Origin of the sequence: Mycobacterium asiaticum DSM 44297 (assembly GCF_000613245.1) — a bacterium.
Classification (GTDB): Bacteria; Actinomycetota; Actinomycetes; order Mycobacteriales; family Mycobacteriaceae; genus Mycobacterium; species Mycobacterium asiaticum.
The window spans coordinates 563,317-588,865 of sequence record NZ_HG964939.1 but is presented as its reverse complement, the minus strand read 5'-3'; the positions used below and the strand labels follow the sequence as shown (position 1 = coordinate 588,865).

Below are 25,549 nucleotides of genomic sequence, written 5' to 3'. Positions count from 1 at the left end.
CGACATTGGTCTCGTGCGCCTTGGCGATGAGCTCGAGCTCGTCGATCAGTGCGTAGGTCTGCTCGTTGAGGAATTCACTGACCAGCGCGCCGCGCCCGGACTGCTGCTGGCCGGCGTTGTTTCGGGTGTACTTGCCGCTGAGCACGCCGCTCTTCAGCGGTGACCACGGAGTGATGCCCAGGCCGAATTCGCTCGCCATCGGTACCAGTTCCTGCTCGACCGTGCGCTCCAGCAACGAGTACTCGATCTGCAGTCCAACAAAGGCCGACCAGCCGCGGAAACGCGCAATCATGTTGGCTTCGACGATCTTCCACGCCGGGGTGTCGGACACACCGATGTAGCGAACCTTGCCCGCCCGCACCAGGTCGTCGAGGGCGGCCATCGTCTCCTCGATCGGAGTGTTCCGGTCCCAGAGATGCAGCCAGTACAGGTCGATGTAGTCGGTTTGCAAACGGCGCAGCGAGTTTTCGCAGGCATTGATCAACGCCTTGCGGCCCGAGCCCCCGCCGTTGGGATCGCCCGGGTACAGGTTGCCGCTGAACTTGGTCGCGATCACGGTGCGGTCGCGCCGGTCCGGGTGGCGGCCGATGTGGTCGCCGATGATTTTCTCGGAATGGCTGCGGGTGTAGAAGTTGGCGGTGTCGATGAAGTTGCCGCCGAGCTCGAGGTACCGGTCGATGATCTGTTGGGACTCTTCCACGCTGGTGCCCCAACCGAGGTCCTCGCCGAATGTCATAGCGCCCAGGCACAGGGGGCTGACGCGTAGGCCGGAGCGTCCGAGTGTCACATAGTGATCCAGAGGCATGATCGCCGCTTTCTGGTAGATTGTTCGGTTATGCGTTTGTTCATTAATAAACTAGTTCATGCCTGAACGATCTGGCAAGTCGAGTGTCTGAGATCGACGCGGCCAAGATCTGGTCGCTGAACTACCGGGTGCTGTCGTCGGTCATCGCCAGCGTCCAGGCCGACATCGGTGCGCTCGGTCTGGAGGCCAAGGAGCTGTTCCTGCTGGCCGAGGTCGACGAACATCCCTATCCCGCCGAGCTGGCCGCGACGCTGACCATGCCCAAGCCGACGGTCACGCTGTACCTGAAGCGACTCGAGGCGGCGGGATTCGTGCGGCGCGAGATCGATCCCGCCGACCTGCGGCGCCACCGGCTGCTGCTCACCGACTCAGGCCGCCGCGCCACCGCCGACGGCCTTGCGCTGCTGGCCCGCGAGTTCGACAAGCGCCTGGAACGCATTAGCGCCGCGCAGCGCAACGAGCTCAAGAACCTGCTCGAAAAGATTCTCTGAGGCGTTGCGGCTAGTCTGACGTGTCGTGCGCGTCCTGGTGATCGGCTCCGGTGCCCGTGAACATGCCCTGCTGCTGGCACTGAGCAGAGATCCGCAGGTCACGGGCCTGATCGTGGCACCGGGAAATGCGGGTACTCACCGGCTGGCCGAGCAGCACCACGTCGACATCACCTCCAGTGCCGAGGTCGTCGCGCTGGCCCGCAAGGTGGAGGCCGACCTGGTGGTCATCGGGCCCGAAGTGCCGCTGGTGCTCGGAGTGGCCGATGCCGTGCGCGCTGCGGGCATCGCATGCTTCGGCCCCGGCAAGGACGCGGCCCGCATCGAAGGCTCCAAAGCGTTCGCCAAGGAGGTTATGGCCGCGGCCGGCGTCCGCACCGCGTCCAGCGAAATCGTCGACAATCCGGGGCATTTGGATGCCGCGCTGGATCGCTTCGGGCCACCGGCCGGTGACCCGGCATGGGTGGTCAAGGACGATTCGCTGGCCGCCGGAAAGGGCGTCGTGGTAACACCGGACCGGGATGCCGCGCGATCGCACGCGGCCGGGCTGCTCGAAGCGGGGCACCCCGTGCTGCTGGAGTCCTTCCTCGACGGTCCCGAAGTGTCCCTGTTCTGTGTGGTCGACGGCCCGACGGTGGTGCCGCTGCTGGCCGCGCAGGATTTCAAACGCGTCGGCGACGGCGACGCCGGCCCGAACACCGGTGGAATGGGCGCCTACGCCCCGGTGCCGTGGTTACCCGACGACGTCTACCGCGACATCGTCAGCCGGATTGTGGAACCCGTTGCCGCCGAGCTGGTTCGGCGCGGCAGCCCATTCAGCGGGCTGCTCTATGCCGGCCTGGCCATCACCTCGAACGGTGCTGCGGTGGTCGAATTCAACTGCCGCTTCGGCGATCCGGAAACTCAGGCCGTGCTGGCGCTGCTGAATTCGCCGCTGGGCCAATTGCTTTACGCCGCCAGCACCGGCACGCTGGCCGACTTCGGGCCGCTGCAATGGCGCGAGGGCGCCGCCGTCACGGTGGTGCTGGCGGCCGAGAACTATCCCGGACGGCCGCGGGTCGGCGATGTCATCAGCGGTTCGGAGGCCGACGGTGTGCTGCACGCCGGTACGGCCCGGCGCGACGACGGTGCAATAGTCTCCTCCGGCGGGCGGGTGCTGTCGGTAGTGGGGACCGGGGCCGACCTGTCCGCAGCGCGCCAACGGGCATACCAGATCCTCGACTCGATCCGGTTGCCCGGCAGCCACTTTCGGACCGACATCGGTCAGCGCGCGGCCGAGGGGAAGATCACCGTCTAGAAGGCCGCGGCCTGCCCGTCCCGGCGGGGATCGCTCACCGCGAGGTACCCGTCATCGAGCCGCCAGATGGCCTGACAGCTCCCGAACGCGTTGTAGTCGTCCACCGTAAGCAGCTCGTGTCCGCGCTCACGCAACTCGTCGAGCGTGGCCGGCGGGAACCCCCGCTCGCAACTGACCTGCATGCCGTGCACCCAGCGGAACCGCGGTCCGTCGCATGCCGCCTGCGGGTTCTGGCCGTAGTCGGCGATGCGCACCAGTACCTGCACGTGGCCCTGCGGCTGCATGGGACCGCCCATCACACCGAAGCTCATCACCGGGGCGCCGTCCTTGGTCACGAAGCCCGGGATGATCGTGTGGAACGGGCGTTTGTTGGGTCCGACCCGGTTCGGGTGGCCCTGTGTCACAACGAAATCGGCGCCGCGGTTCTGTAGAGCGATCCCGGTGCCCGGCACTACCACGCCCGAGCCAAAACCCATGTAGTTCGACTGGATCATCGACACCATCATCCCCGCCGCGTCGGCGGCGGTCAGATACACGGTGCCGCCCGTGGGCGTTCCGGCCGATACCGGCCGCGCCCGACGCAAGTCGATCAGTGCCGCGCGCTGCTGCAGGTAGGTCCGGTCCAGCAGGTGCTCGGCACGGACCGTCATGTGCTCGATGTCACCCACGTGGGCCTGCGCGTCGGCGAAAGCCAACTTCAGCGCCTCGATCTGCACATGCACGCTGTCGGCGGAATCGACTGGCCACGAGGACATATCGAAGTGCTCGAGGATGCCCAGCGCCATCAGCGCCACGATGCCCTGCCCGTTCGGCGGTATCTCGTGAACGGTGTAGCCGCGGTAGTTTCCGCTGAGCGTGTCGACCCAGTCGGCGCGGTGGGCGGCGAGGTCCTCGGCCCGCATCGCCCCACCGTGCGCGACGGCGTGTGCCTCCAGCTGCTCCGCCAACTCGCCGCGGTAGAACGCCTCCCCGCCGGTAGACGCGATCCGCTCCAGGGTGGTCGCGTGGTCGACCAGGGTGCACAGCTGACCCGGATGAGGTGCGTGCCCGCCGGGCAGGAACGTCTCGGCAAAGCCCGGTTGGCCGACGAAGACCGGGACCTGGGCGGCCCATTGTGCGGCGACCTTCGGCGAGACCAGGAATCCGTTGCGGGCGTAGTCGATTGCGGGGAGGAACAGCCGCTCGAACGGCAATTTCCCGAACCGGTGGTGCAATTCGGACCACGCCGACACCGCACCCGGCACCGTCACAGAGTTCCAGCCGAAAGCAGGAACACCGGCGTCGCCGAAATAGTCCGGGGTCCACGCGGCGGGGGAGCGGCCGGATGCGTTGAGGCCGTGCAGCCCTCGGCCGTCCCAGACGATGGCGAAGGCGTCCGACCCGATGCCGTTGGACACCGGTTCGACCACCGTCAGGGCAATGGCGGTGGCGACCGCCGCGTCGACCGCGTTCCCGCCGTCGGCCAGCGCCCGCAACCCGGCCTGCGCTGCCAGCGGCTGCGACGTGCACACCGCGTTGGCGGCCAGGATCGGGGTGCGTGGCCAGGCGTACGGCAGGTCCCAGTCGAACGGCGCGCTCACGACCGCGAGCGTAGCGCCGCCGTCCCAGTCACGCCGTCAGCAGCGGAGCGATCCAGGTCAACTCGGCGGGTAGTTGCGAGCTCCAGAACTCGCCGTTGTGGCCGCCCGGCGAGAATCCGCCCGCCGGCGGATTGGGCAGTTGCGCGATGTACTGCTTGGTGGCGGAGTAGAACGGGTCGCTGTCGCCACAGTCGATCCGGATCGGGATCGAGGCCAGGGCGGGCATCCCCCACACCGAGTTGGCGGCGTAGTCGTCGGGACCGTCGAACGCACCCGGGGCGGCGGCACCCGGTGACGTCCACAGCGCGGGGCTCACCGCGCAGATCGCCGCGGTGCGCCCGGGGCCAAGCCGGCCGCCGAGCAGCAGCGCCCCGTAGCCGCCCATCGACCAGCCGAGGAAGGCCACCCGCGAAGTGTCCAGGCCGTGGCTGTCCATGATCGGAATCAGCTCGTTGAGCACCATCGCGCCGGAGTCCTCTCCCGACGCCCGCTTGTGCCAGTAACCGCCGCCGCCATCGACTGCTACCACCGCAAATGGCGGCAACCCGGCGTTGACGGCCTGCGCCAGACCCTGCTCGACGCCCCCGGCCATCACACTGGATGCGTCGTTACCCTTACCGTGCAGGGCGATCACCGCGCGCAGCGGCTTGCTCTGTCCTGGCGGTCGCGCGATCGCCCAATTCGTCTGAATCCCGCCCCGTGCGGCCGACGCGAACGAGCCCGTCACCATCGTCGGGGCGGCCTGCGCGGGCGGGGCCGGATCGAGCGGTCGTGGTGGCGCCAATGGAACGTTTGTCCCAGTCAGTGCCGGCGCAGCCGCCGACGGGCGAGCCTGAAACAGCACGTCGAACGCATAAGCGCCGATCGCGCCGCAGGTTGCGGCGGCACCGAGGCCCAACGCGGCGCGACGGCTGATCTCTGGCATGCGCGCCATCATGCCATGTCCGTTTCACGAAAATGGCAACGCCGTACCACTTTGACTGGCAGCATGGGTGGGTGTGACGGCAGCAGTTACTCCAAAGGGGGAACGCAGGCGGTATGCGCTGGTTAGCGCTGCCGCCGAGCTGCTCGGCGAGGGCGGGTTCGAAGCGGTGCGCCACCGGGCTGTGGCCCGGCGGGCCGGCCTGCCTCTGGCGTCAACCACCTATTACTTCTCTTCACTCGATGACCTGATCGCGCGGGCGGTCGAACACATCGGCATGATCGAGGTGGCCCAGCTCCGGGCCCGGGTCAATGGTCTGTCGCGACGGCGTCGTGGACCCGAGACCACCGCTGAGGTACTGGTTGACCTGCTGGTGGGGGACGTATCGGGGCCCGGGCTCGCAGAGCAGCTTATTTCGCGGTACGAGCGCCATATCGCCTGCACGCGCCTGCCCGCATTGCGCGAGAGCATGCGGCGCAGTTTGCGCCAGCGGGCGGAGGCGGTAGCCGAGGCCATTGAACGGTCCGGACGGTCGGTGCAGATCGAGTTGGTCTGCACATTGATCTGCGCCGTCGACGGGTCGGTGGTATCGGCCCTGGTCGAGGGGCGCGACCCGCGCGCGGCCGCGCTGTCGACGGTGATCGACCTGATCGACGTGCTCGCGCCGGTCGATTCGCCGACGGTGCGGATCGTTGGCTCGCCGGCAGACGATGACGGCCTGACGATGCTGCCGGTCGCCGAATAGCCGTACGTCGTTTCTCGTCGTTTATCAGGGCCTAAGCTGTGTGTTCGTGATGGCCAAGTGAGCATTCCGAATGTGTTGGCCGGGCGCTACGCCAGTGCCGAGATGGTCGCCATCTGGTCCCCCGAGGCCAAGGTGGTCGCGGAGCGGCGGTTGTGGCTCGCAGTGTTGCGGGCCCAGGCCCGACTCGGCATCGATGTTCCCGCCGCGGCGATCGCCGATTACGAGCGCGTCCTGGACGACGTGGATCTGGCTTCGATCGCGGCCCGGGAGCGGGTGCTGCGCCACGACGTCAAGGCGCGCATCGAGGAATTCAACGCACTCGCCGGCCACGAGCATGTGCACAAGGGGATGACCAGCCGCGACCTCACCGAGAATGTGGAGCAGTTGCAGATACGGCGATCCTTGGAGCTGGTCTTCTCCCACGGGGTGGCGGTGGTGGCGCGGCTGGCCGAGCGCGCGGTGGCCTACCGGGATCTGGTGATGGCGGGTCGCAGCCACAACGTCGCCGCCCAGGCGACCACGCTGGGCAAGCGATTCGCCTCCGCCGCGCAGGAGACGCTGATCGCGCTGACCAGGCTGCGCGAGCTGATCGATCGCTACCCGCTGCGGGGTATCAAGGGCCCGATGGGCACGGCCCAGGACATGCTGGATCTGCTCGACGGGAACACGGTCAAACTTGCCGACCTCGAGCAGCAGGTCGCCGACTTCCTTGGTTTCGCAACGGTGTTGCACAGCGTCGGACAGGTCTATCCGCGTTCCCTGGACCACGACGTGGTCTCCGCGCTGGTGCAACTGGGAGCCGGTCCCTCGTCGCTGGCGCACACCATCCGCTTGATGGCCGGGCATGAGCTGGTCACCGAGGGGTTCGCCGCGGGACAGGTCGGTTCCTCGGCGATGCCGCACAAGATGAACACCCGGAGCTGCGAGCGGGTCAACGGCCTGCAGGTGGTGCTGCGCGGCTATGCCTCGATGGCAGCCGAGTTGGCCGGCGCCCAGTGGAACGAGGGCGACGTCTTCTGCTCGGTGGTCCGACGGGTTGCGTTGCCGGACAGCTTCTTTGCCATCGACGGGCAGATCGAGACGTTCCTGACGGTACTCGACGAATTCGGCGCCTATCCGGCGGTTATCCAGCGTGAGCTGGACCGCTATCTGCCGTTCCTGGCCACCACCAAGGTGTTGATCGCGGCGGTGCGTGCCGGGATGGGGCGGGAGTCGGCGCATCACGTGATCCGCGAGCACGCGGTAGCCACCGCCCTGGCGATGCGGGAGCGTGGCGCCGAGCCCGATCTGCTGGACCGGTTGGCCGCCGATCCGCGGCTGCCGCTGGACCGCGCGGCGCTCGATGCCGCACTGGCCGACAAAAAGGCATTCACCGGCGCCGCCGGGGATCAGGTCGACGAAGTCGCCGGGCTGGTCAGCGAGTTGGTGGGCCGCTATCCAGAGGCGGCGAAATACACACCGGGGGCGATCTTGTGACGCTCGCCGGTGCCCTGGCCGACATCGATTTCACCGACCTGGACAACTTCGCCCACGGGTTTCCGCATGACCTGTTCGCCGTGCATCGCCGCGAGGCGCCCGTCTACTGGCACGCGCCCACCGACAACACGCCCGACGGTGAGGGGTTCTGGTCGGTGGCGACATACCGGGAAACCCTTGAGGTGCTTCGTGATCCGGCGACGTATTCGTCGGTCACCGGCGGCGATCGACCGTTTGGTGGCACCCTGCTGCAGGACCTGGCCATCGCGGGCCAGGTGCTCAACATGATGGATGACCCCCGTCATTCGCAGATCCGGCGGTTGGTGAGTTCCGGTCTGACGCCGCGCATGATCCGCCGCGTCGAGGACGACCTGCGGACGCGGGCGCGCCGGCTGCTGGATGCGGTGGTGCCCGGCGAGCCCTTCGACTTCCTGGTCGACGTGGCCGCCGAACTGCCGATGCAGATGATCTGCATACTTCTCGGAGTGCCTGAATCCGAACGACATTGGCTGTTCGAGGCCATCGAGCCGCAATTCGATTTCGGCGGCTCGCGCAAAGCTGCGCTGTCGCAGCTGTCCGTCGAAGAGGCCGGTTCGCGGATGTACACCTACGGCCAGGAGTTGATTGCCGCCAAACGCGCCGAGCCGACCGACGACATGTTGTCCGTCGTGGCCAACGCGTTGCTTGACGAGGCGGACGGGCCGGCACTGTCCGATCTCGAGGTGTATCTCTTCTTCAGCCTGCTGTTCAGCGCCGGCGCCGAGACGACGCGCAATGCCGTAGCGGGAGGGCTGCTGGCCCTCGCCGACCACCCCGGCCAAATGCGCGTGCTGCGAGAGAATTTCGACCTGCTGCCGACGGCGGTGGAAGAGATCATCCGGTGGACCTCGCCCTCGCCGTCCAAGCGCCGAACGGCCACCCGCGACGTCCGGCTCGGTGGACAGCAGATCATAGCGGGGCAGAAGGTACAGATCTGGGAAGGCTCCGCCAACCGCGACGCCGACGTGTTCGATCACGCCGACGAGTTCGATATCGTTCGAAAGCCCAATCCTCACTTGGGATTTGGCCAGGGAGTACATTACTGCCTGGGTGCCAACCTGGCCCGGCTGGAGCTGCGCGTGCTGTACGAGGAGCTGTTGTCGCGGTTCGCCGGTGTGCGGCTGGTCGAACCCGTCGAATGGACCCGTAGCAATCGCCACACCGGTATCCGCCACCTGGTCGTGGAACTTCACGAGGGTTAGTGGCGTCCCAGGTCGGCCGTATCGAGCCGTCACCGGACGTATTCGCCGTGGTGATGGCGACGGGAATCCTGTCCATCGCCGCGCAACTCCATCACTACACCCGGATCAGTGAAATCTTTGGCGTGCTGGCCACCCTGGGCTTCGTGGCGCTGGTGCTGCTGGTTGCGGTGACCCGGCCGGCCTGGGACCCTTCGGACCCGGACGTGACCCTGCGGCTGTTCACCTTCGTCGCCGCGTGTGCGGTCCTGGACAGTCGGCTGGCGAACATTCACCCGGTGGTGATGTTGCTCGGGACGACGGCGCTGGTTGCCTGGCTGCTGCTGGCCGCGCTCACCACCCGCAACATGATGGCCCGCACCTGGACGGCACTGCGGGATCGCGCCCACGGCGCCTGGGAACTGGGCAGCGTCGGCACCTGCGGCCTGGCGATCGTGGCCACCCAGGTGGTTCGACACACCGGACAGCGCTGGTGTCTCGCGCTGGCAATTCCGGTGTGGGTGATCGGCCTGGGCGTATACGGGTTGATGACCACGCTGATCGTGTGGCGGGCGATTGCCCAACGGCAAGACCGGGATGGTTTCGAACCGGATTCCTGGATCCTGATGGGCGGTTTGGCAATTGCGACGCTTGCCGGTGACGGCATCCATGCCCTGGCGCCCGGGTCGCTGGCACCGGTGGTGCGGCTGGTGACCGTGCTGACGTGGCTGATGGCGACGTTGTGGATACCGCCCCTGATCTATTTCGGCCTGCGGCGGATCCGGCGCAGGCCCGCCCTGCTGCGCTTCGCCGGAGTGTGGTGGGCCATGGTGTTCCCGCTCGGCATGTATTCCGCGGCGACCGCCGCCTCCGCCGTCGAACTGGGCCGACCGGCGCTGAGCACGGTGTCGGTGCTGTTCTTCTGGGTCGCCTTGACGGCGTGGCTGATGGTCGCCGCTGTAGGGCTAATGCGGCGGGGACGCGCGCTCGGCGGTCCTGGCTAGTTAGGATTTCCGCTACGGCGTCCGCGCATGAATGATTACTCGGCCACAGGAGTGCGGCGATGAGTGAGACACAGCCCGAGATCGGCACGCAACTGGGGCCGTATTTGTTGCGGCGCAAGATCGGTAGCGGCGGGATGGGCACCGTGTACGAGGCCCAGGACACCGTCATGGACCGGGTTGTGGCCCTGAAGCTCATCTCCGGTCCGTACGCGCGGGATCCGGCTTACCGGCAGCGCTTGCAACGCGAAGCCAGGATCGCCGGGCGGCTGCAGGATCCCCATGTGGTGCCGGTGCACGCGGCCGGGGAGATAGACGGTCAACTCTTCGTCGACATGCGACTGATCAACGCCACCGACCTGGACGCCGTGCTGCGGCAGTCAGGACCTCTGCCCCCGGTGAAAGCGGTGTCGATCGTGCGCCAGATCGCGTCGGCGTTGGATGCCGCGCATGCCGTAGGTGTGCTGCACCGCGACGTCAAGCCGGCGAACATACTCATCAGTCCGGACGATTTCGCGTATCTCGTGGACTTCGGGATCGCCAACTCGGCCACCGAGATCAAGCTGACGCAGATGGGCGACGTGCTGGGAACCTGGACGTACATGGCTCCGGAACGGTTCAGGGGCGACGAGAGCCAGGTGACTCCGCGTGCCGACACCTACGCGTTGGCCTGCGTGCTGGTCGAAGCCCTCACGGGCGCACCACCTTTCGTCGGCGACACCGCCAGTCTGGTCGGTGCCCATCTGAGCGAGGCCCCGCCGCGCCTCAGCGCACGCCTGGGACTGCCGCCGGCGCTGGACGACGTGATCGCCCGGGGCATGGCGAAGGACCCAGCCCAGCGCTACGCCACCAGTGGGGAGTTCGCCCGGGCCGCCGAAGTAGCTCTTGCTGGTATGGGCAACACCACCGCCGCCTTCACGATCCCCGCCGCTCCGGCACCGGCCATGCCGGAGCGACCGGTGCAGCAACCACCTGTGCCGCAGTGGCAACCCCCACCCGCCCCATACGGCTATCCGCCGCACGGGCCCACGAATTACCCTGCGCCACAGGGCCTGCCGAAGAGCAGCAGCCGCAACCGCTGGATTCTCATAGCGGCGGCCGTCGTCCTCGTCGTTGCCGTGGCGGCCGGGCTGGCCATCTGGCAACTGAGCAGCGGGAGCGGTCCGGCACCGAAGAACGCGGTCGATATAACCAAATTGGATGTCGGACACTACGGTACGAAGCCGCGCCCACTGCCAGGCCCCACCACCGTGGAGGACGGCCGGTTCCTCGAGGCGTACCGCCTGGCCGAGGGCGTCGCGAATCCCTACGCCGTCGACCCCGTCCTGGACCACGTCTACGGCAGTGCCACCCCGGAGCCGCAGACGGCCGCCACGACGATCTCGGGCACCGGGACCCCACTGACCCAGCCGGTGCTGGAAAAGTACGGCATGATCTCCGGGTATTTCGTCGAGGGGGTTTCCAAACGCATCAACGACTTCGCCCGTGAGCCCTCCGGTGACGTGCTGCTGATCCTGCTCAGCAGCTTCCCGAACGACGACTCCGCGGCGCGGGCCGCCACCGAGATGGATTCTGTCGACTTTGCGGTCAATCCCGACAACCGGACCACCAAGATCCCCGGCTACCCCCAGGCCAAAGCCCACTATCGGCCCGGGTCGCCGTCGGTCGGGGCCACCATGGCCTCGGGCCGGGTCGTGGTGTCCATCGCCGTTCGCAGCGACGCACACCCGGACGTGTCCTACCTGACCCAGCGCATCCAACGCACCCTGGACATCGAACAGCCGCTGCTGAGCAAGCTGATCCCGATCAACAACGCCAGCCTCACCACCGCCCAACTCGACCCCGACCGCATGCTCAGCCGGTTGTTCGTGGCGGGCGACCAGCCGAAGCTATCGCCGACTTTCGGAAGCATGGGTCCGCACGCGGCGTCCTTCTGCGCGGACAGCCAGGCCCAGCGGGAGGGGTTGTTCGACGAGGCCGGCATCGACCGGTGTGCGTTCGGCGTCGACGCGGTGTTGTTGCGCGCCAAGGACGAATCGGCCGCAAAGGCGATTCTGCCCAAACTGGTCGACGCCGAACGCGAAGAGTTCATCGACCACGACGTGCCGGCGCCCACCGAGCTCCCGGATGCCCGTTGCTATGAGCAGAAGAAGGAGATCGTGGCCGACAACGCCAATGCGCGCTTTGCCTGCTTCGTCGGCTTCGGGCGGTACGTCGCAACGGTGTCTAGCAACGAGGAGAACGACGTCCGCCAGCGCGCAGCCGCCCAGTACGCCATGCTGGTGAACAGCGCTTGACCCGTCCGGCGACTCAGTCCGTGCGCAACCTGATTCCGGCCGCCCGCAGTTCCAGTGCGGCCAGTGCCCGGATGACGTGCGGATCCTCGTAGCGCCATCCGCCCACCGGATCGGCGCTGACGGCAGCGAGTTTCGCGGGCGATCGGTTGGCCAGGGCGCGTAGCGCCAGCAGTTGTTGACCGGCCGCGGTCTTGGCCAATGCCGTCACGGTCAGCTTGCGCCGGAAGAACCGCAGCCTCAGCAACAACCAGGGCACGGTCACCGCGAGAATCGGCGGCAACGCAACCGCGAGTCCCAGCACCCACGCCAGCCAGGTCGCTGTGGTATCCAGACTGTGTCCGGCGCCGGCAATGTCCAATGCCGCATCGCTGGCCGCATTCAGCGGTTTGCTGAGGGCGTCCCCGAGCAGCGGGATGTTGCCCGCGCTGTGCCCCGCCGACGCCAGGTTGCCCGCCACTCCTTTCGAGCCCGTTTCCACTTGCCGCCCCGCTTCGGCGATCGTGGCGATGGCATCGTGCACCGCAAGGCCGACGAACACCCAGATCACCGTCCATAACGAGATGGTGATGTCGCTCATCAGCTGGCCGAACAGGCGTACGGGTCGGGTCGAATATGGCAGGAACCGCGTCATACACCGATACCAGCACAGCTACCGGCCGAATGGTGTCGGCTTGCCCGATAGGCTGTCGCGATGCGACCCGCATTGTCCGATTACCGGCATCTGGCCAGCGGCAAAGTCCGCGAGATATACCGCGTCGACGACGAACACCTGCTGCTGGTCGCCACCGACCGGATCTCGGCGTACGACTACATCTTGGACAGCACCATCCCGGACAAGGGCCGCATCCTCACCGCCATGAGCGTGTTCTTCTTCGGCCTCGTCGATGCCCCCAACCACCTGGCCGGAGCACCCGACGATCCGCGTATCCCGGACGAGGTGCTCGGTCGCGCCCTGGTCGTGCAACGGCTGGACATGCTCCCGGTGGAATGCGTGGCCGCGGCTACCTGACCGGTTCGGGACTGCTGGACTACCAGGCGACCGGGAAGGTCTGCGGTATTCCGCTGCCGCCCGGGCTGGTCGAGGCCAGCAAGTTCACCGAACCACTGTTCACCCCGGCAACCAAAGCCGAACTCGGCGACCACGACGAAAACATCTCGTTTGACCGGGTGATCGAATTGGTCGGGGCGGTGCCCGCCAACGAGCTGCGCGACCGCACCCTGCAAATCTATGTACAGGCCGCCGACCACGCCCTGAGAAAAGGAATCATCATCGCCGACACCAAGTTCGAGTTCGGCACCGACCGCACCGGTCAGCTCGTGCTGGCCGACGAGATCTTCACTCCGGACTCGTCGCGGTATTGGCCGGCGGACGAATACCGGCCGGGCGTGGTGCAGACCAGCTTCGACAAGCAGTTCGTACGGAACTGGCTGACCAGTCCGGCGTCGGGCTGGGATCGGCACGGTAGTGAGCCGCCGCCGCCGCTGCCCGCCGACATCGTCGAGGCGACGCGCGCGCGCTACATCGAGGCCTACGAACGTATTTCGGGCCTGAGCTTCGGCGACTGGATCGGACCCGGCGCATGACCGACAAGCTCGAGCCGCCCCAGGCCAAGCGGGTGGAAACACGGCGGGAGCACCACGGCGATGTGTTCATCGACCCCTACGAGTGGCTGCGCGAGAAGGACAATCCCGAAGTCATCTCCTACCTCGAAGCCGAAAACGACTACGCCGACCGCCTAACCGCCCACCTGGAGCCGTTGCGCCAGAAGATCTTCGACGAAATCAAGGCGCGGACCAAGGAGACCGACCTGTCGGTGCCAACCCGGCGGGGCGACTGGTGGTATTACGCCCGCACCTTCGAAGGAAAGCAGTACGGGGTGCATTGCCGCTGCCCGGTCGCCGATCCCGACGACTGGCACCCACCCCAATTCGACGAGCACACCGAGATTCCCGGTGAGCAGGTGCTACTCGACGAGAACATCGAAGCCGATGGCCACGACTTCTTCGCCTTGGGTGCCGCCAGCATCAGTCTCGACGCCAATCTGCTCGCTTATTCCGTCGACGTGCTGGGCGACGAACGATACACCCTGCGGTTCAAAGACTTACGTACCGGTGAGCGATATCCCGACGAGATCGTCGGCATCGGGGCAGGAGCCACCTGGGCGGCCGACAACCGCACCGTCTACTACAGCACCGTCGATGAAGCGTGGCGGCCCGACACGATCTGGCGCTACCGACTGGGCTCGGGTGGGCCGTCCGAGCGGGTGTATCACGAACCGGACGAGCGGTTCTGGCTTGGGGTGGGGCGCACCCGCAGCAATGCTTATGTGTTCATCGCGGCGGGATCCTCGATCACCTCAGAGGTCCGTTACGCCGATGCCACCGATCCCGACGCTGAGTTCACCGTCGTGCTGCCCCGTCGGGAAGGGGTCGAGTACTCGGTGGAACACGCGGTGCACGGCGGTCAGGAACGATTCCTGATCCTGCACAACGACGGGGCCGTGAACTTCACCCTGGTCGAGGTCCCGGTCGGCGAGCCCACGCGGCAGCGCGTACTGATTCCCCATCGCGACGATGTCCGGCTCGATGGTGTGGACGCGTTCGCGGGCCACCTGGTGGTCAGTTATCGGCGCGAGGCGTTGCCGCGTATTCAATTGTGGCCGTTTGACTCTGACGGAGGTTACGAGGAGCCGCAGGAGATCGCATTCGACTCCGAGCTGATGTCGGCCGGTCTGGGGGGGAATCCGAACTGGGCCTCACCCAAATTGCGGGTGGGTGCGGGATCCTTCGTTACCCCGGTGCGGATTTATGACCTCGACCTGGTCAGCGGTGAGCGCACGCTGCTGAAAGAGCAGCCGGTGCTGGGTGGATACCGGCGTGAGGACTATGTCGAACGCCGCGACTGGGCGCACGCGGAAGACGGTGCACGAATACCGATATCGATCGTGCACAAGGCGGGTATCGAATTCCCGGCTCCGGCAATGATGTACGGATACGGCGCCTACGAGATCTGCGAAGACCCACGGTTCTCGATCGCGCGGCTGTCGCTGCTGGACCGGGGCATGGTGTTCGTCATCGCCCATGTCCGTGGTGGCGGTGAGATGGGCCGGCTGTGGTACGAGCACGGCAAGCTGCTGGAGAAGAAGAACTCGTTCACCGACTTCATCTCTGTGGCAAGGCATCTGGTCGATACCGGATTGACCAGCCCCGCTCAGCTGGTGGCCCTCGGTGGCAGTGCCGGTGGCCTGCTGGTGGGCGCGGTGGCCAACATGGCGCCGGAACTGTTCGCCGGAGTCCTGGCGCAGGTGCCGTTTGTCGACCCGTTGACCACCATCCTCGATCCTTCCCTGCCGCTGACCGTGACCGAGTGGGACGAATGGGGCAACCCGCTGGCCGACAGCGACGTCTACGCATACATGAAGTCCTATTCGCCGTATGAGAACGTCACCGGCCAGAAGTACCCGGCAATCCTGGCAATGACGTCGCTGAACGACACCCGGGTGTACTACGTCGAGCCGGCCAAATGGGTTGCGGCCTTAAGGCATGCGAACACCGACGGTAATCCGGTGATGCTGAAGACCCAGATGAACGCCGGACACGGCGGCATCAGCGGTCGCTACGAGCGTTGGAAGGAAACCGCATTCCAGTACTCGTGGCTGCTCGAGACCGCCGGTGCCCACAAAGACTAGTCGTCGCTGTGTTTTTCGGACTCAGCCAAGCGCCGGCCTACCTCGCGCAACCGCAGCTGGGAATCCTGCGAGATCTTCACCAGCATGGCGAATGCGGCCTCGTCGTCGACGCCGTACCGCTCCATCAGGATTCCCTTGGCCTGGCCGATGACGTCGCGGGAAGACAGTGCCGAATCGAACTGTTGCTTGCGCACCACATTGCTCCAGGCCAGGGCGCCGAGCACGGCGAACGTCCGGGCGGCATCGAGCGACTTCTCGTCGAACACGTGCGAGGCCTCGGCGAAGATGTTGAGCGCTCCCATGAGCAGCTTGTCGGCGAACATCGGTAATGACACGACACTGCGGATCGGCGTCTGGGCCAGAGCCTCATCGCGATACCGGGGCCACCGGTCATCGGTTTCGAGGTCCTCGACGATCACCGTCTCGCGATTCCAGGCCGCCTGCAGGCAAGGCCCCTGCAGATGGCGCTTCTGGATCTCGTCGAGCAGTTCGGGGTAGCGGTGGCTCACCGACGGTGTCCCCACGTGATTCTGCCGGCTGGTCACGGTGATGCCGGCGTACTGGGCGCCGGGCACCGACGTCGCAGCGGCGATGGTCAACTGATCCAAGGCCTTCGGTAGGTCGGCGGGTTTGGCCGAGTGGATGGCCTCCAGGACGCCGGAAAGACCGGCAAGGTTCCCGCCGGTAGCCGTCGAATCGCAGGGTTGGCGGGCGTTCTCTGCGGTCATTGAGTGACCTCTAACTGCGTGTTGGTCGCCAGCTCCCGTCGTGTCCTCGCCAACTGCAGGACCGCAGCGTTGAGCTTGTGCCGTGACTCTGCCGCCTCCTGGCAGAGTTCACGGGCTCGGCGCTGCGCGACCGAGGCGCGCAGGACCAAGGCTTTTACCTCGGCGCGCCGCATGCGGCCGCGAGGGTTGCGCAGGCGATATGCCTTCTGCCGGCAAGCCGAGGAACAATAGATGGCATCAGTACGGCCGTTGAATTGGCCCGCGCACACAGCACAGCTCAACACACTCGTCACCATAAATGTAACGTTACGGCTCCGAATCTGAGGGTGCCAAGGTCGGCGGTGCTGCTCAGCCCGCCGCCACGAGCGCCGCGGCCGCCAGGAAGACAACCTCCTCGAGGCTGCGGACCGACAGTCGGGTCGTCATCGACTTCGGCGGGTTTGGCATCCGCGCGGCGTAGATGTTGGCCGGAAACATCGTCAGCATCAGCACCAACAGGCCGAGTGCCGCGGCAACCCTAGTGCCCGGCAGCAACAACCCCGCCGCCCCCGCGATTTCCAGCACGCCAGTAACGGTGACCAGCAGCCCAGGTGCCGGCAGTGTCGGCGGAACAATCGCGACAAGATCGCGTCGCAGTGGCGGTGCAAAGTGTGCCACCCCGGTGAGCAGGAACATTGCCGCCAGGCCGACGGCGCAAGCGCCCGCCCAGTTGTCGAGGTAACCAACCCCCCACCACCCGGCGAGGCGGGAAACGATGCTCGTCAGCACAAGCGCGATCAGTGGAGCCATGGTCCCTCCCTCCAATCTTGACAGTGACTAGATACGCTTGAGGGTAAAGCGTCGATCTAGTCACTGTCAAGTTTGCGGGTTAAGGTGTCCCGATGACTCGTCCCACTTATCACCACGGCGACTTGCGCAGCGCGATCCTGAGCGAGGCCGCGCGGCTGGTCGCCGAGCGCGGCGCGGATCGGGTGTCGCTTCGTGAGCTGGCGCGGGAGGCCGGTGTCTCGCACGCCGCGCCCGCCCATCACTTCACCGACCGCAGGGGCCTATTCACCGCGCTCGCGGCTCAGGGATTCCGGCAGCTGGCGGCGGTGCTTCGAAACGCGAGGCCGCGGTTCACCGATGCGGCCCTGGCCTATGTGCGCTTTGCGCTCTCACATCCCGGCCACTACCGCGTCATGTTCGACAAATCGCTGGTGCACGCGAGCGATCCCGACCTGATCGAGGCCGAGGCCGCCGCGGCCGCCGAGCTGTCCCGGGGCGTGGCGACGTTGCAGGACCGCGGCGCACGCGCGGATCCGGCCGGCGCAGAGCTGGCGGCTTGGTCACTGGTACATGGCTTTTCGATGCTCTGGCTCAACGATGCGGTGAACGCGGGCCTGAAGGAGGCCGACCCGATGAACACCGTCTTGCGGATCGCGACGATGCTCTTCGAGGGCTAACCGGCTGGAGTCTTGGGCAGGAACGCGGCCGGCACAAGCGTGGCGGTCACCAGCACCACGGCGATGGCCAGGATCAGCGTGTAGGCGTGTGACAGGTCGTGCGCAAGACTGGCGGCGAAGCCGGGATCCAGGGCTCGCTGGGGTATCGCCGACGGATCAACGGGCACCCCGCGCCGGGCCGCGTCCTGTTCCAGGCGTGCCAGCTGATTCGCGGCGGAAATGGTCTCGCTGCGGTTGAACTGGCTGGTCAGCACCATCGACATGAGTGCGGTGCCGATCGAGCCGCCGACCTGCAGGTTGACGCTGATCAACGTGGAGCCGCGGGCGAGCTGGTGCGGCCCCAGTGCCTGGACCGACGCTCCGGACAGCGGCATCATGGTGCACCCCGTGCCCAGCCCCATGACGGCCAGTCCGATCAGCAGCGTCGGGAAGTAGCCGGATTGTCGGGCCACCCCGACGGTGAAGATGCCCAGCCCGACCGCGATCAGCGCGATGCCCAGCAGAACGCTCTTCCCGGGGCCCTTGCGGTCCATGAACCGGCCGGCCCACGGCATGGTCAGCATGGCGCCGAGCCCCTGTGGGATCAGGTGCACCCCAGACTGCATCGGCGTCTGGTGCCAGACCTGTTGCAGGTAGCTGGGCAGCAGCAGCGCGGAGCCGAAAAACGCTACCGCGAACAGGAAGGCCGTCACATTGGCGTGGGTGACCACCGGGTTCTTGAACAAGCGCAGGTCGATGAGCGGGTGATCCGCGCGGCGCCAGGCATGTACGACGAACGCAACGATCAAGATCAGGCCGATGGTCACCGGTATCAGCACGACGCGGTCGTTGAGCGTGCCGCGACCCGGGATCGATGACACTCCGAACAGGAAAGTCGCCAGCCCGGGCGAGAGCAGCAGCACCCCGACGACGTCGAACGTCTCCGATGGTGCTGGTTCGTCTTTCGGGAACACCACCAGCGCGAGCAGGAACGCGCACAATCCGATGGGCAGGTTGATCAGGAAGATCCACGGCCAGCTGTAGGCGCTGATCAGCCAGCCACCCACGATCGGCCCGCCGATCGGCCCGAGCAGCATCGGGATGCCCAGCACCGACATCAGCCGGCCCAGCCGCTTCGGCCCCGCCACCCTGGTCAGGATCATGAATCCGAGCGGCATCAGCATGCCGCCGCACATCCCTTGCACCGCCCGGAAGACGTTGAGCAGCAATATGGTCGGCGCCACTGCGCACAGCAGCGAACCCGCCATGAACGCCAGCACCGAACCCATCCATAACCGTTTGGTGCCATAGCGGTCCGCCGCCCACCCGGCAATCGGGATGACGGTGGCCAGCGCGAGCGTGTACCCCGTCATCGTCCAGCCCACCACGGCCTGCGTCGACGAGAACTGGGCGATGAAGGTGCGCTGCGCGACGCTGACGACCGTGGTGTCCAGCGCCATCATCACCGAGGCAAGAATGCATACCCCGGCGATGCGAAGCGTCGGGGCGTCGAGCGTGTCGGGATAGTCCGTTACGGTGGCCGCCGCCGCATCGGCCGGCGCGGAAATTGCCTTTCTCATGGCGTTGCTGAGCATAGCTAGACAACCCGCTGGCCAGTGACGCAGGGACCGCTCGTTGACGTCTCCCGGCCAAGTGTCTGTCACCGTCCCGACATCTGAGATCGGCAAACTACATGCGTGTCTGGAAAACTGATCGTGTCGGTTTCGGGGATCGGGGAGCACACTCTTCCCGACGTGAGCGATTTCTGCGCGCAGATGGATGCCCGTTCGGTGCCCGTCTCGCTACTGGTGGCACCGCGGCTGGGCGATGGCTATCGCCTCGACCGCGACTCGCAGACGGTTGACTGGCTCACCGCCCGGCGTGGCGGCGGCGATGCGCTGGTGTTGCACGGCTACGACGAAGCGGCCACCAAGAAGCGCCGGGGGGAATTCGCGACGCTGCACGCGCACGAGGCGAACCTGCGATTGATGGCCGCCGACCGGGTGCTCGAGCATCTGGGCCTGCGTACCCGCCTGTTCGCGGCCCCGGGTTGGCTGGTGTCGCCGGGCGTGGTCAAAGCCTTGCCCAAGAACGGTTTTCGGCTGCTCGCCGACGCCTACGGAATAACCGATCTGGTCCGCCACACCACGGTGCGGGCCCGCGTGCTAGGCATCGGTGAGGGATTCCTCGCCGAGCCGTGGTGGTGCCGAATGGTGGTGATGTCGGCCGACCGCATCGCCCGACGCTCGGGTGTGGTCCGGATCGCGGTGGCCGCCCGGCATCTGCGCAAATCCGGTCCGCGGCAAGCCATGCTGGACGCCGTAGACCTAGCCTTACTGCAGCGGTGCACACCGACCGTATATAACTGGCGGTCCAACAAGGCGGTGCTCGACGCCGCGTAACGCCCCCGCAAGCCATCCCTTTGGCAAGCTGGCGCCAAACCGTGCCGAGCAGACGCGAAAGCCTTCAATTGCACGGCGTGTCAGGGGCTTTAGCGTCTCCTCGCGGGGGGACTGAGCCCTCTAGAAGGTGACGCCGTCCTCCTCGGGCAGCACCCGGAAGTCGGTGTCGGTCATCTCACTGAGCCGGCCGTAGTAGATGCCGCGGGCGTCGGGGGCGATGATGCCCTGATGGATGGGCACCGCCCGAGCGGGCGCCACCGCACGCAAATAGTCGACCGCCTCGGAGATCTTCATCCAGGGCGCCGACGCGGGGGCGGCCAACACGTCCACCGGCTCGTCGGGCACGAACAACGCGTCGCCGGGATGCATCAGCCTGGCGGGGTGTTCGCCGTCGCCCACCAGGTACGAAATATTCTCTATCACAGAGATTTCCGGGTGTATGACGGCATGCTGTCCGCCGATGGCCCGGATGGTCAGCGAGCCGACGGACAGTTCGTCGCCGACGTGCACCACCTGGCACGGCTCGCCGAGCTGTTCGGTGGTTTGGGCGTCGGCGTACAGCGTCGCGCCCGGGTTGCCCTCGAGGAGCGCCGGCAGCCGCGATACGTCGACGTGGTCGGGGTGCTGATGGGTCACAAGGATGGCGGACAGGCCTGTGATCCCCTCGAAGCCGTGGGCGAAGCTGCCCGGGTCGAAAAGGATCTTGGTATCGCCGAACTCGGCGAGTAGGCAGGAATGCCCGAAATGCGTCAGTTGCATGTCTACGATTGTGCCCTGATGGGGGCCGTGCGGATGCGGGTGTTAGTGGTGACATTGATGGTCGCCGGTAGCTTCGCGATCGCACTGATCGCGCCGACACCCGCATGGACGGAGCCGGAGACCTGCCCGCCGGTGTGCGACCAGATCCCGGACAGCGCATGGATCCAGCGGGCGTCGGTCCCGCTGAATGCGGTGTACGGGTGGCCGGACCTCGCCGGCGCGGCGCTGCCGCTGATCAGGACGGCACGGCCGTTCAGGTTCGAGCAGGTCTGCGCCACCCCGGCGGCGCCGCAGGACAGCCGCGATTCCGCGGTCGCAGGACGCGCGGTGGTGGGACATGGGGACGGGCAGTGGCAGCTGCAAGCCCAGATCCTGCACTGGCGCGGGGACACCGCCCGCGGCGGCGCGCTCGCCAGTTCGGTGTTCGGTGCCGCGGTGGCGGCGCTGCGTGCCTGCCAAGTGGGGCCCCCGACCAGTCGCCCTCGATCACCGATGACGAACCGACTCGAATGGCCGCCGTCATCAGCGGACCGGTCATCGTGCACACCTATCTGATCGCGCACTTGGCCAGCAGCACCATCAGCGAACTCACGCTGTGGTCGTCCGGACCCCCGCAGGTGCCGTGGCCGGTGCTCTCCGACGTCGCCATACTTGACGCCATGACCGCGCCGCTGTGTGAGGCATACATCGCCTCATGTCCGTAATGAGCTACTGGCGCAACGCTTTTGCGGAGCGGGGCGTACATGATCACGGTTGACGTGCTGTACAGCGCGGCCACCCACCCGTGGCCGCAGCTGCGCGACGAGGTGTTGCGAGCCGAAGCCGACGGTTTCGGCAGGGCGTGGGTTTTCGACCACCTGTCGGGCGCGATGCTGTCGGGCACCCGGATGCTGGAGTGCTTCACGCTGGCCGGGGCGCTGGCCGGCGCCACCTCTTCGATCGGCATCGGCACCCTGGTGGTGAACGTCGCCAACCGTCCCGCCGGAGTGACGGTCGCTGCCGCCGCCTCACTACAGGAGATCAGCGGCGGACGCTTTGTGTTCGGGCTGGGTGCGGGCGCCGCGCCCGGTAGTCCGTGGGCCCGGGAACACGACCTGCTCGGCATCCCGCTGGCGGGCTCCATGCAGTTGCGGCACCGGAACCTGATCGACGTGCTCGACCTGTGTGAGGCCCAGTGGGACCCGCACCGCGAGGACAAATGGGCGGGTTTTCCGTTGCCGTCCCCGCCGCCGCCGCTGTTGCTGGGCGTCAACAGCGCCGCATTGGCCAGAATCGCCGGCCAGCGCTGCGACGCGGTCAACGTCGCCCTCGACCATCCCAGGATCGGGGAGTTCTTCGAGGCGGCCCGCGCGGCCCGGGCCCAGTCCGGCCGCGCCGGCACCCCTCTGACGCTGAACGCCTGGACGACCCTCAGCGAGGCCGCGCTTGATCCCGACGGTCCGGCACACCGCCGTATCACCGCCCTCGGCGGCGACGGACTGATCCTGGTCGCCGGGTCGTCCGGTTAACTCGCGCGGCCATCGATGGCCGGTAGAGTTGGCGCGGACCCGTTGCCCGGCTCGTTGTCGCCGGGCGGGGTGAAAAATCTGAGGAGGAGCGCGGTGGCCCGGGTGGTCGTGCATGTGATGCCCAAAGCCGAGATCCTTGACCCGCAGGGTCAGGCGATCGTCGGCGCCCTCGGACGGCTGGGTCATGCCGGAATATCAGACGTTCGCCAGGGCAAGCGCTTCGAGTTGGAGGTCGACGATTCGATCGACGACACCGCGCTGGCCGAGATCGCGGAATCGCTGTTGGCGAACACCGTGATCGAAGACTGGACCATCAGCAGGGATCCGCAGTGACCACCCGAATCGGCATCATCACCTTTCCCGGCACCCTCGACGACGTGGACGCCGCACGTGCGGCGCGAAAGGTCGGCGCGGAGGCAGTCAGCCTGTGGCACGCGGACAGCGACCTCAAGAGCGTCGACGCCGTGGTCGTGCCCGGCGGCTTCTCCTACGGCGATTACCTGCGCGCGGGTGCGATCGCCAGGTTTGCTCCGGTGATGAGCGAGGTGGTCGCGGCCGCCGGTCGCGGCATGCCGGTGCTGGGCATCTGCAACGGCTTCCAGGTGCTCTGTGAAGCGGGTCTGCTGCCCGGCGCGCTGACCCGCAACGCCGGGCTGCACTTCATTTGTCGCGACGTGTGGCTGCGCGTGTCGTCGACCTCGACGGCATGGACGTCGCGCTTCGAGGCCGACGCCGACGTGCTGATACCGCTGAAGTCCGGTGAAGGGCGTTACGTGGCGCCCAAGCAGGTGCTCGGACAGCTCGAAGGCGACGGACGGGTGGTGTTCCGCTATCACGACAACCTTAACGGTTCGCTGCACGACATCGCAGGCATCAGCTCGGCCAACGGTCGCGTGGTCGGCCTGATGCCCCACCCCGAACACGCCATCGAAGCGTTGACCGGTCCTTCCGACGACGGTCTGGGCCTTTTCTACTCGGCGCTGGACGCCGTGCTGGCCGCCTGAGCCCGCTTACGCCGAGAGCGTCGCGTAGGGTATTGCGGCGCTGCGTATTTCGTCGAATGCCGCGACGAGCGCGTCGGTCGCGTCGTGCTCGTCGGCAAAGGTTTGATCGTCGGTCAGCACCGCAATGCCGAACCGGTCCGCGTAGCTCCAGACGGTGATGTTGACCGGCGCACCCGGCGAAAGCACTCCGGTGGAATAGATTTCGCGCACCGGCGCGCCACCGAGATGACCTCGGCCGCGCGGGCCCATCACGCTGGACACCGCCACATTCATCATCCGGTTCGACGACTGCCGACCCAGCCAGCGGAACGCCATCGGGGCTAGCGCGGCCGGCAGGTAGTTCATCAGGCGTCCGTACAGGCGCGCGCCCATGATCTCATGGTCCTCTTTGGCAAGCCGGGTGGCCAGCGCGATCAGCCGCACCCTTTCCACCGGATCGGCGATGTGGACCGGCAGCGAAACCATCAAACCGCTGATCTCATTGCCCCAGACGCGGTCTGACTTGTCCGTGGCGGTCGGCACCGAGGCGATGATCGGGCGGTCGGCCGCTCCGTCGTAGTCGAGCAGCAGCGTCCGCAAGCCTCCGGCAGCTATCGCCAGGATCAGATCGTTGACCGTGACCTCCAATTCGGCGGCGGTCGCCTTGACTTCAGCCAGTGGCAGTGGGGCACTGGCGAATCGGCGTGACGGTGCCACCCAGTGGTTGAGGAACGTTGGTGGGGCGTCGAATTGAGCCGCCAGCTCACGGTGGCGTCCGCGGGCTGCGGCGCGCCGGCGCACCTGGGTGAACCCCCGCACGGCATCCTTGATCAGTCCGGGCAGTTCGCGGAGTTGCCGCACGTGGTCGCGTGCCGCGAGCCGTATCAAACCGGTGGAAGTTGTTGTAGAGCACTGGTAGTCGGGTACTGATGCGTCGGTCAGATCCATCAGCCGCGCCAGCAGGTTGGCGGACGCGACACCGTCGGCCAGCGAATGGTGCACCTTGCCGATGACCGCGAACTGATCACCGGCGAGTCCCTCGGCGAAATAGAACTCCCACAGCGGCCGGCTACGATCCAGCGGGGTCGAGGCGATTTCTCCGATGGCTCGGTCCAGTTCGCGGCGGCCGCCCGGCGACGGGATCTGAACCCGGCGCACGTGGTAGTCCAGGTCGATATCGTCGGCATCACACTCCAGCCACAACGGGTGATGCAATTGTCCAGGTGTCTCAATCAGCTTGTAACATAACGGTTCCAGGACCTCTAGCTTGCGGCGCAGGTGAGCCCGGAAGTCCTCGAACCCGAAGTCGAGGCCGGACGCGTCTAACACGGCGACCTTCAAGGTATGCGTGTGCAGGTTCGGTGTCTCGCTGTAGAGCAGCATCGCGTCCATGCCGTTGAGTCTTCTCATCTCGCACTCGCTTTCAGCCCAGGATTGGCAGTCGTCGTTGCGCGGCCAGGCGGTCCAGCGCCTTCTGCATGACCGCGCGAACATGGGCGTCGACCTCGGCGATATCAGGATCCTCGCCGAACTCGGCCACCACGTCGATCGGCTCGAGCACCTCGGTGACCACCTTCGCCGGCAGCGGCACGTTCGGTGGGAACAGCACGCTGAGGCCGAACGGGAACCCGAAACTGATCGGCAGGATGTCCATGCGCGCCTTGGTCAGTCCCAGCCGCCGGGCCAGCCAGTTGCCGCGGGTGAGGAACAGCTGGGTCTCCTGCGCGCCGATCGACACGGTCGGCACGATCGGGACCCCGGCTTCGATGGCGGTGCGGACGTAGCCCGTGCGCCCGTTGAAGTCGATCGTGTTGGCCCCGAGCGTGGGTCGGTAGGAGTCGTAGTCGCCGCCCGGGAAGACCAGCACCAGTGCGCCGGAATGCAGAGCGGCGGCGGCGTTTTCGCGGCTCGCCTCGATGACGCCGAGCCGGCGCAGCCAGCCGTCGAGCGGACCGAGGAACAGGCCGTAGTGGCCGAGGGTGTAGACGGGCCGGTCATACCCGAATGCGTCGTAATATGCGGGCGAGAAGACGAACACGTCCGGGGTGAACATGCCGCCGGAGTGGTTGGAGACCACCAGCGCGCCACCCGCCGCGGGAATGTTGTCCAGGTTGCGCACCTCGGCGCGATGCCACAACTTGATGGCCGGTGCCACGGTGTCGACCACCTGTTTGGTGAACTCGGGGTCCCATTTGGCGGTCTCCGGATTGTCGCTGCGTGCACCCATT

The 25,549-nt window shown here is 66.7% G+C and carries 23 protein-coding genes and 2 pseudogenes; 15 read left to right on the top strand and 10 right to left on the bottom strand.

Annotated features, from left to right (window positions below; genetic code table 11):
• On the bottom strand, positions 1 to 805 hold an 805-nt coding region (locus BN972_RS26780), incomplete at its 3' end, for an aldo/keto reductase (protein ID WP_036365521.1).
• Between the two features lie 83 nt (positions 806 to 888).
• On the opposite strand from BN972_RS26780, the gene BN972_RS26775 reads away from it, so the two are divergent.
• Both BN972_RS26775 and purD read left to right on the top strand, forming a co-directional pair.
• Complete coding sequence (locus tag BN972_RS26775) at positions 889 to 1,296, top strand: MarR family winged helix-turn-helix transcriptional regulator (RefSeq protein WP_235192592.1); 408 nt, start codon at positions 889 to 891, stop codon at positions 1,294 to 1,296.
• 25 nt (positions 1,297 to 1,321) lie between these two features.
• Complete coding sequence (gene purD / locus BN972_RS26770; RefSeq protein WP_036365518.1) at positions 1,322 to 2,590, top strand: phosphoribosylamine--glycine ligase; 1,269 nt, start codon at positions 1,322 to 1,324, stop codon at positions 2,588 to 2,590.
• Here purD and ggt read toward each other — a convergent pair.
• On the bottom strand, positions 2,587 to 4,170 hold the full coding sequence (ggt, locus tag BN972_RS26765; RefSeq protein WP_036365516.1) for a gamma-glutamyltransferase: 1,584 nt from the start codon (positions 4,168 to 4,170) through the stop codon (positions 2,587 to 2,589). The two genes, purD and ggt, sit on opposite strands and share 4 nt — an antisense overlap.
• A 28-nt stretch (positions 4,171 to 4,198) precedes the next feature.
• Positions 4,199 to 5,107: an alpha/beta hydrolase-fold protein gene (locus BN972_RS26760; RefSeq protein WP_036365511.1), complete on the bottom strand. Its 909-nt coding sequence runs from the start codon at positions 5,105 to 5,107 to the stop codon at positions 4,199 to 4,201.
• Between the two features lie 55 nt (positions 5,108 to 5,162).
• Here BN972_RS26760 and BN972_RS26755 point away from each other — a divergent pair, with 55 nt between their 5' ends.
• Genes BN972_RS26755 through BN972_RS31060 form a run of 5 tightly spaced genes read left to right on the top strand, consistent with a single transcriptional unit; the run spans position 5,163 to position 11,828 of the window.
• Positions 5,163 to 5,837, top strand: a complete 675-nt coding sequence (locus BN972_RS26755) for a TetR/AcrR family transcriptional regulator (protein ID WP_099051225.1) — start codon at positions 5,163 to 5,165, stop codon at positions 5,835 to 5,837.
• Positions 5,838 to 5,894: 57 nt separating this feature from the next.
• Positions 5,895 to 7,313, top strand: coding sequence for an adenylosuccinate lyase (purB, locus tag BN972_RS26750; protein ID WP_036365509.1), 1,419 nt, complete (start codon positions 5,895 to 5,897; stop codon positions 7,311 to 7,313).
• The gene (locus BN972_RS26745; protein WP_036365506.1) at positions 7,310 to 8,554 is read left to right on the top strand and encodes a cytochrome P450; all 1,245 of its coding nucleotides are present in this window, start codon (positions 7,310 to 7,312) and stop codon (positions 8,552 to 8,554) included. The genes purB and BN972_RS26745 overlap by 4 nt, the downstream gene beginning before the upstream one ends.
• Positions 8,554 to 9,534 (top strand): tellurite resistance/C4-dicarboxylate transporter family protein, encoded by a 981-nt coding sequence (locus BN972_RS26740; protein WP_036365502.1) that lies wholly within the window; start codon positions 8,554 to 8,556, stop codon positions 9,532 to 9,534. Before BN972_RS26745 ends, BN972_RS26740 begins: the two co-directional genes overlap by 1 nt.
• Positions 9,535 to 9,593: 59 nt before the next feature.
• The gene (locus BN972_RS31060; protein ID WP_051545820.1) at positions 9,594 to 11,828 is read left to right on the top strand and encodes a serine/threonine-protein kinase; all 2,235 of its coding nucleotides are present in this window, start codon (positions 9,594 to 9,596) and stop codon (positions 11,826 to 11,828) included.
• A 13-nt stretch (positions 11,829 to 11,841) separates the two neighbouring features.
• Here BN972_RS31060 and BN972_RS26730 read toward each other — a convergent pair whose 3' ends face one another.
• Positions 11,842 to 12,459 carry a hypothetical protein gene (locus BN972_RS26730; protein ID WP_036365499.1) on the bottom strand — a complete coding sequence of 206 codons (618 nt, stop codon included), beginning with the start codon at positions 12,457 to 12,459 and terminating at the stop codon, positions 11,842 to 11,844.
• Positions 12,460 to 12,519: 60 nt separating this feature from the next.
• Between BN972_RS26730 and BN972_RS26725 the strand changes: the two are divergent.
• Both BN972_RS26725 and BN972_RS26720 read left to right on the top strand, forming a co-directional pair.
• A pseudogene (locus BN972_RS26725) lies at positions 12,520 to 13,412 on the top strand (phosphoribosylaminoimidazolesuccinocarboxamide synthase).
• On the top strand, positions 13,409 to 15,517 hold the full coding sequence (locus BN972_RS26720; protein ID WP_036365497.1) for a S9 family peptidase: 2,109 nt from the start codon (positions 13,409 to 13,411) through the stop codon (positions 15,515 to 15,517). Before BN972_RS26725 ends, BN972_RS26720 begins: the two are co-directional and overlap by 4 nt.
• Here the strand turns inward: BN972_RS26720 and BN972_RS26715 are convergent.
• Entirely contained in the window at positions 15,514 to 16,245 is a 732-nt protein-coding gene (locus BN972_RS26715) for a GAF and ANTAR domain-containing protein (RefSeq protein ID WP_051545819.1), read from the bottom strand. The two genes, BN972_RS26720 and BN972_RS26715, sit on opposite strands and share 4 nt — an antisense overlap.
• 348 nt (positions 16,246 to 16,593) lie before the next feature.
• The gene (locus BN972_RS26705) at positions 16,594 to 17,034 is read right to left on the bottom strand and encodes a DoxX family protein (protein WP_036365491.1); all 441 of its coding nucleotides are present in this window, start codon (positions 17,032 to 17,034) and stop codon (positions 16,594 to 16,596) included.
• A 92-nt stretch (positions 17,035 to 17,126) separates the two neighbouring features.
• On the opposite strand from BN972_RS26705, the gene BN972_RS26700 reads away from it, so the two are divergent.
• A complete protein-coding gene (locus BN972_RS26700; RefSeq protein WP_036365488.1) occupies positions 17,127 to 17,690 on the top strand; it encodes a TetR/AcrR family transcriptional regulator in 564 nt (187 codons plus the stop codon).
• Here BN972_RS26700 and BN972_RS26695 read toward each other — a convergent pair.
• A complete protein-coding gene (locus BN972_RS26695) occupies positions 17,687 to 19,264 on the bottom strand; it encodes a DHA2 family efflux MFS transporter permease subunit (RefSeq protein ID WP_036365486.1) in 1,578 nt (525 codons plus the stop codon). The genes BN972_RS26700 and BN972_RS26695 overlap by 4 nt on opposite strands.
• Before the next feature lie 102 nt (positions 19,265 to 19,366).
• Here BN972_RS26695 and BN972_RS26690 point away from each other — a divergent pair, with 102 nt between their 5' ends.
• Complete coding sequence (locus BN972_RS26690; RefSeq protein WP_036365483.1) at positions 19,367 to 20,071, top strand: DUF2334 domain-containing protein; 705 nt, start codon at positions 19,367 to 19,369, stop codon at positions 20,069 to 20,071.
• A gap of 120 nt (positions 20,072 to 20,191) precedes the next feature.
• On the opposite strand, the gene BN972_RS26685 is transcribed toward BN972_RS26690, so the two are convergent.
• Entirely contained in the window at positions 20,192 to 20,830 is a 639-nt protein-coding gene (locus BN972_RS26685; RefSeq protein WP_036365480.1) for an MBL fold metallo-hydrolase, read from the bottom strand.
• Here BN972_RS26685 and BN972_RS26680 point away from each other — a divergent pair.
• The 4 genes and pseudogenes from BN972_RS26680 (at position 20,807) to purQ (ending at position 23,342) form a co-directional block, all read left to right on the top strand.
• A pseudogene (locus tag BN972_RS26680) lies at positions 20,807 to 21,534 on the top strand (ATPase). The gene BN972_RS26685 and the pseudogene BN972_RS26680 sit on opposite strands and share 24 nt — an antisense overlap.
• A gap of 39 nt (positions 21,535 to 21,573) precedes the next feature.
• Complete coding sequence (locus BN972_RS26675) at positions 21,574 to 22,338, top strand: LLM class flavin-dependent oxidoreductase (protein WP_036365477.1); 765 nt, start codon at positions 21,574 to 21,576, stop codon at positions 22,336 to 22,338.
• A 93-nt stretch (positions 22,339 to 22,431) separates the two neighbouring features.
• Positions 22,432 to 22,671 carry a phosphoribosylformylglycinamidine synthase subunit PurS gene (purS, locus tag BN972_RS26670; RefSeq protein ID WP_036365473.1) on the top strand — a complete coding sequence of 80 codons (240 nt, stop codon included), beginning with the start codon at positions 22,432 to 22,434 and terminating at the stop codon, positions 22,669 to 22,671.
• Positions 22,668 to 23,342: a phosphoribosylformylglycinamidine synthase subunit PurQ gene (gene purQ / locus BN972_RS26665; RefSeq protein WP_036365471.1), complete on the top strand. Its 675-nt coding sequence runs from the start codon at positions 22,668 to 22,670 to the stop codon at positions 23,340 to 23,342. Before purS ends, purQ begins: the two co-directional genes overlap by 4 nt.
• Before the next feature lie 6 nt (positions 23,343 to 23,348).
• Here the strand turns inward: purQ and BN972_RS26660 are convergent, their stop codons facing one another.
• Both BN972_RS26660 and BN972_RS26655 read right to left on the bottom strand, forming a co-directional pair.
• A complete protein-coding gene (locus tag BN972_RS26660) occupies positions 23,349 to 24,731 on the bottom strand; it encodes a WS/DGAT/MGAT family O-acyltransferase (RefSeq protein WP_036365466.1) in 1,383 nt (460 codons plus the stop codon).
• Positions 24,732 to 24,744: 13 nt separating this feature from the next.
• Positions 24,745 to 25,548: a lysophospholipid acyltransferase family protein gene (locus BN972_RS26655; protein WP_036365463.1), complete on the bottom strand. Its 804-nt coding sequence runs from the start codon at positions 25,546 to 25,548 to the stop codon at positions 24,745 to 24,747.
• Position 25,549 lies beyond the last annotated feature (1 nt).

Excerpts from the sequence above, each read along its gene's own strand:
- BN972_RS26760 (WP_036365511.1), bottom strand. The coding sequence starts at position 5,107 with ATGATGGCGCGCATGCCAGAGATCAGCCGTCGCGCCGCGTTGGGCCTC.
- BN972_RS31060 (WP_051545820.1), top strand. The coding sequence starts at position 9,594 with ATGAGTGAGACACAGCCCGAGATCGGCACGCAACTGGGGCCGTATTTG.
- BN972_RS26730 (WP_036365499.1), bottom strand. The coding sequence starts at position 12,459 with ATGACGCGGTTCCTGCCATATTCGACCCGACCCGTACGCCTGTTCGGC.
- BN972_RS26720 (WP_036365497.1), top strand. The coding sequence starts at position 13,409 with ATGACCGACAAGCTCGAGCCGCCCCAGGCCAAGCGGGTGGAAACACGG.
- BN972_RS26715 (WP_051545819.1), bottom strand. The coding sequence starts at position 16,245 with ATGACCGCAGAGAACGCCCGCCAACCCTGCGATTCGACGGCTACCGGC.
- BN972_RS26705 (WP_036365491.1), bottom strand. The coding sequence starts at position 17,034 with ATGGCTCCACTGATCGCGCTTGTGCTGACGAGCATCGTTTCCCGCCTC.
- BN972_RS26700 (WP_036365488.1), top strand. The coding sequence starts at position 17,127 with ATGACTCGTCCCACTTATCACCACGGCGACTTGCGCAGCGCGATCCTG.
- BN972_RS26695 (WP_036365486.1), bottom strand. The coding sequence starts at position 19,264 with ATGCTCAGCAACGCCATGAGAAAGGCAATTTCCGCGCCGGCCGATGCG.
- BN972_RS26685 (WP_036365480.1), bottom strand. The coding sequence starts at position 20,830 with ATGCAACTGACGCATTTCGGGCATTCCTGCCTACTCGCCGAGTTCGGC.
- BN972_RS26675 (WP_036365477.1), top strand. The coding sequence starts at position 21,574 with ATGATCACGGTTGACGTGCTGTACAGCGCGGCCACCCACCCGTGGCCG.
- BN972_RS26660 (WP_036365466.1), bottom strand. The coding sequence starts at position 24,731 with ATGAGAAGACTCAACGGCATGGACGCGATGCTGCTCTACAGCGAGACA.
- BN972_RS26655 (WP_036365463.1), bottom strand. The coding sequence starts at position 25,548 with ATGGGTGCACGCAGCGACAATCCGGAGACCGCCAAATGGGACCCCGAG.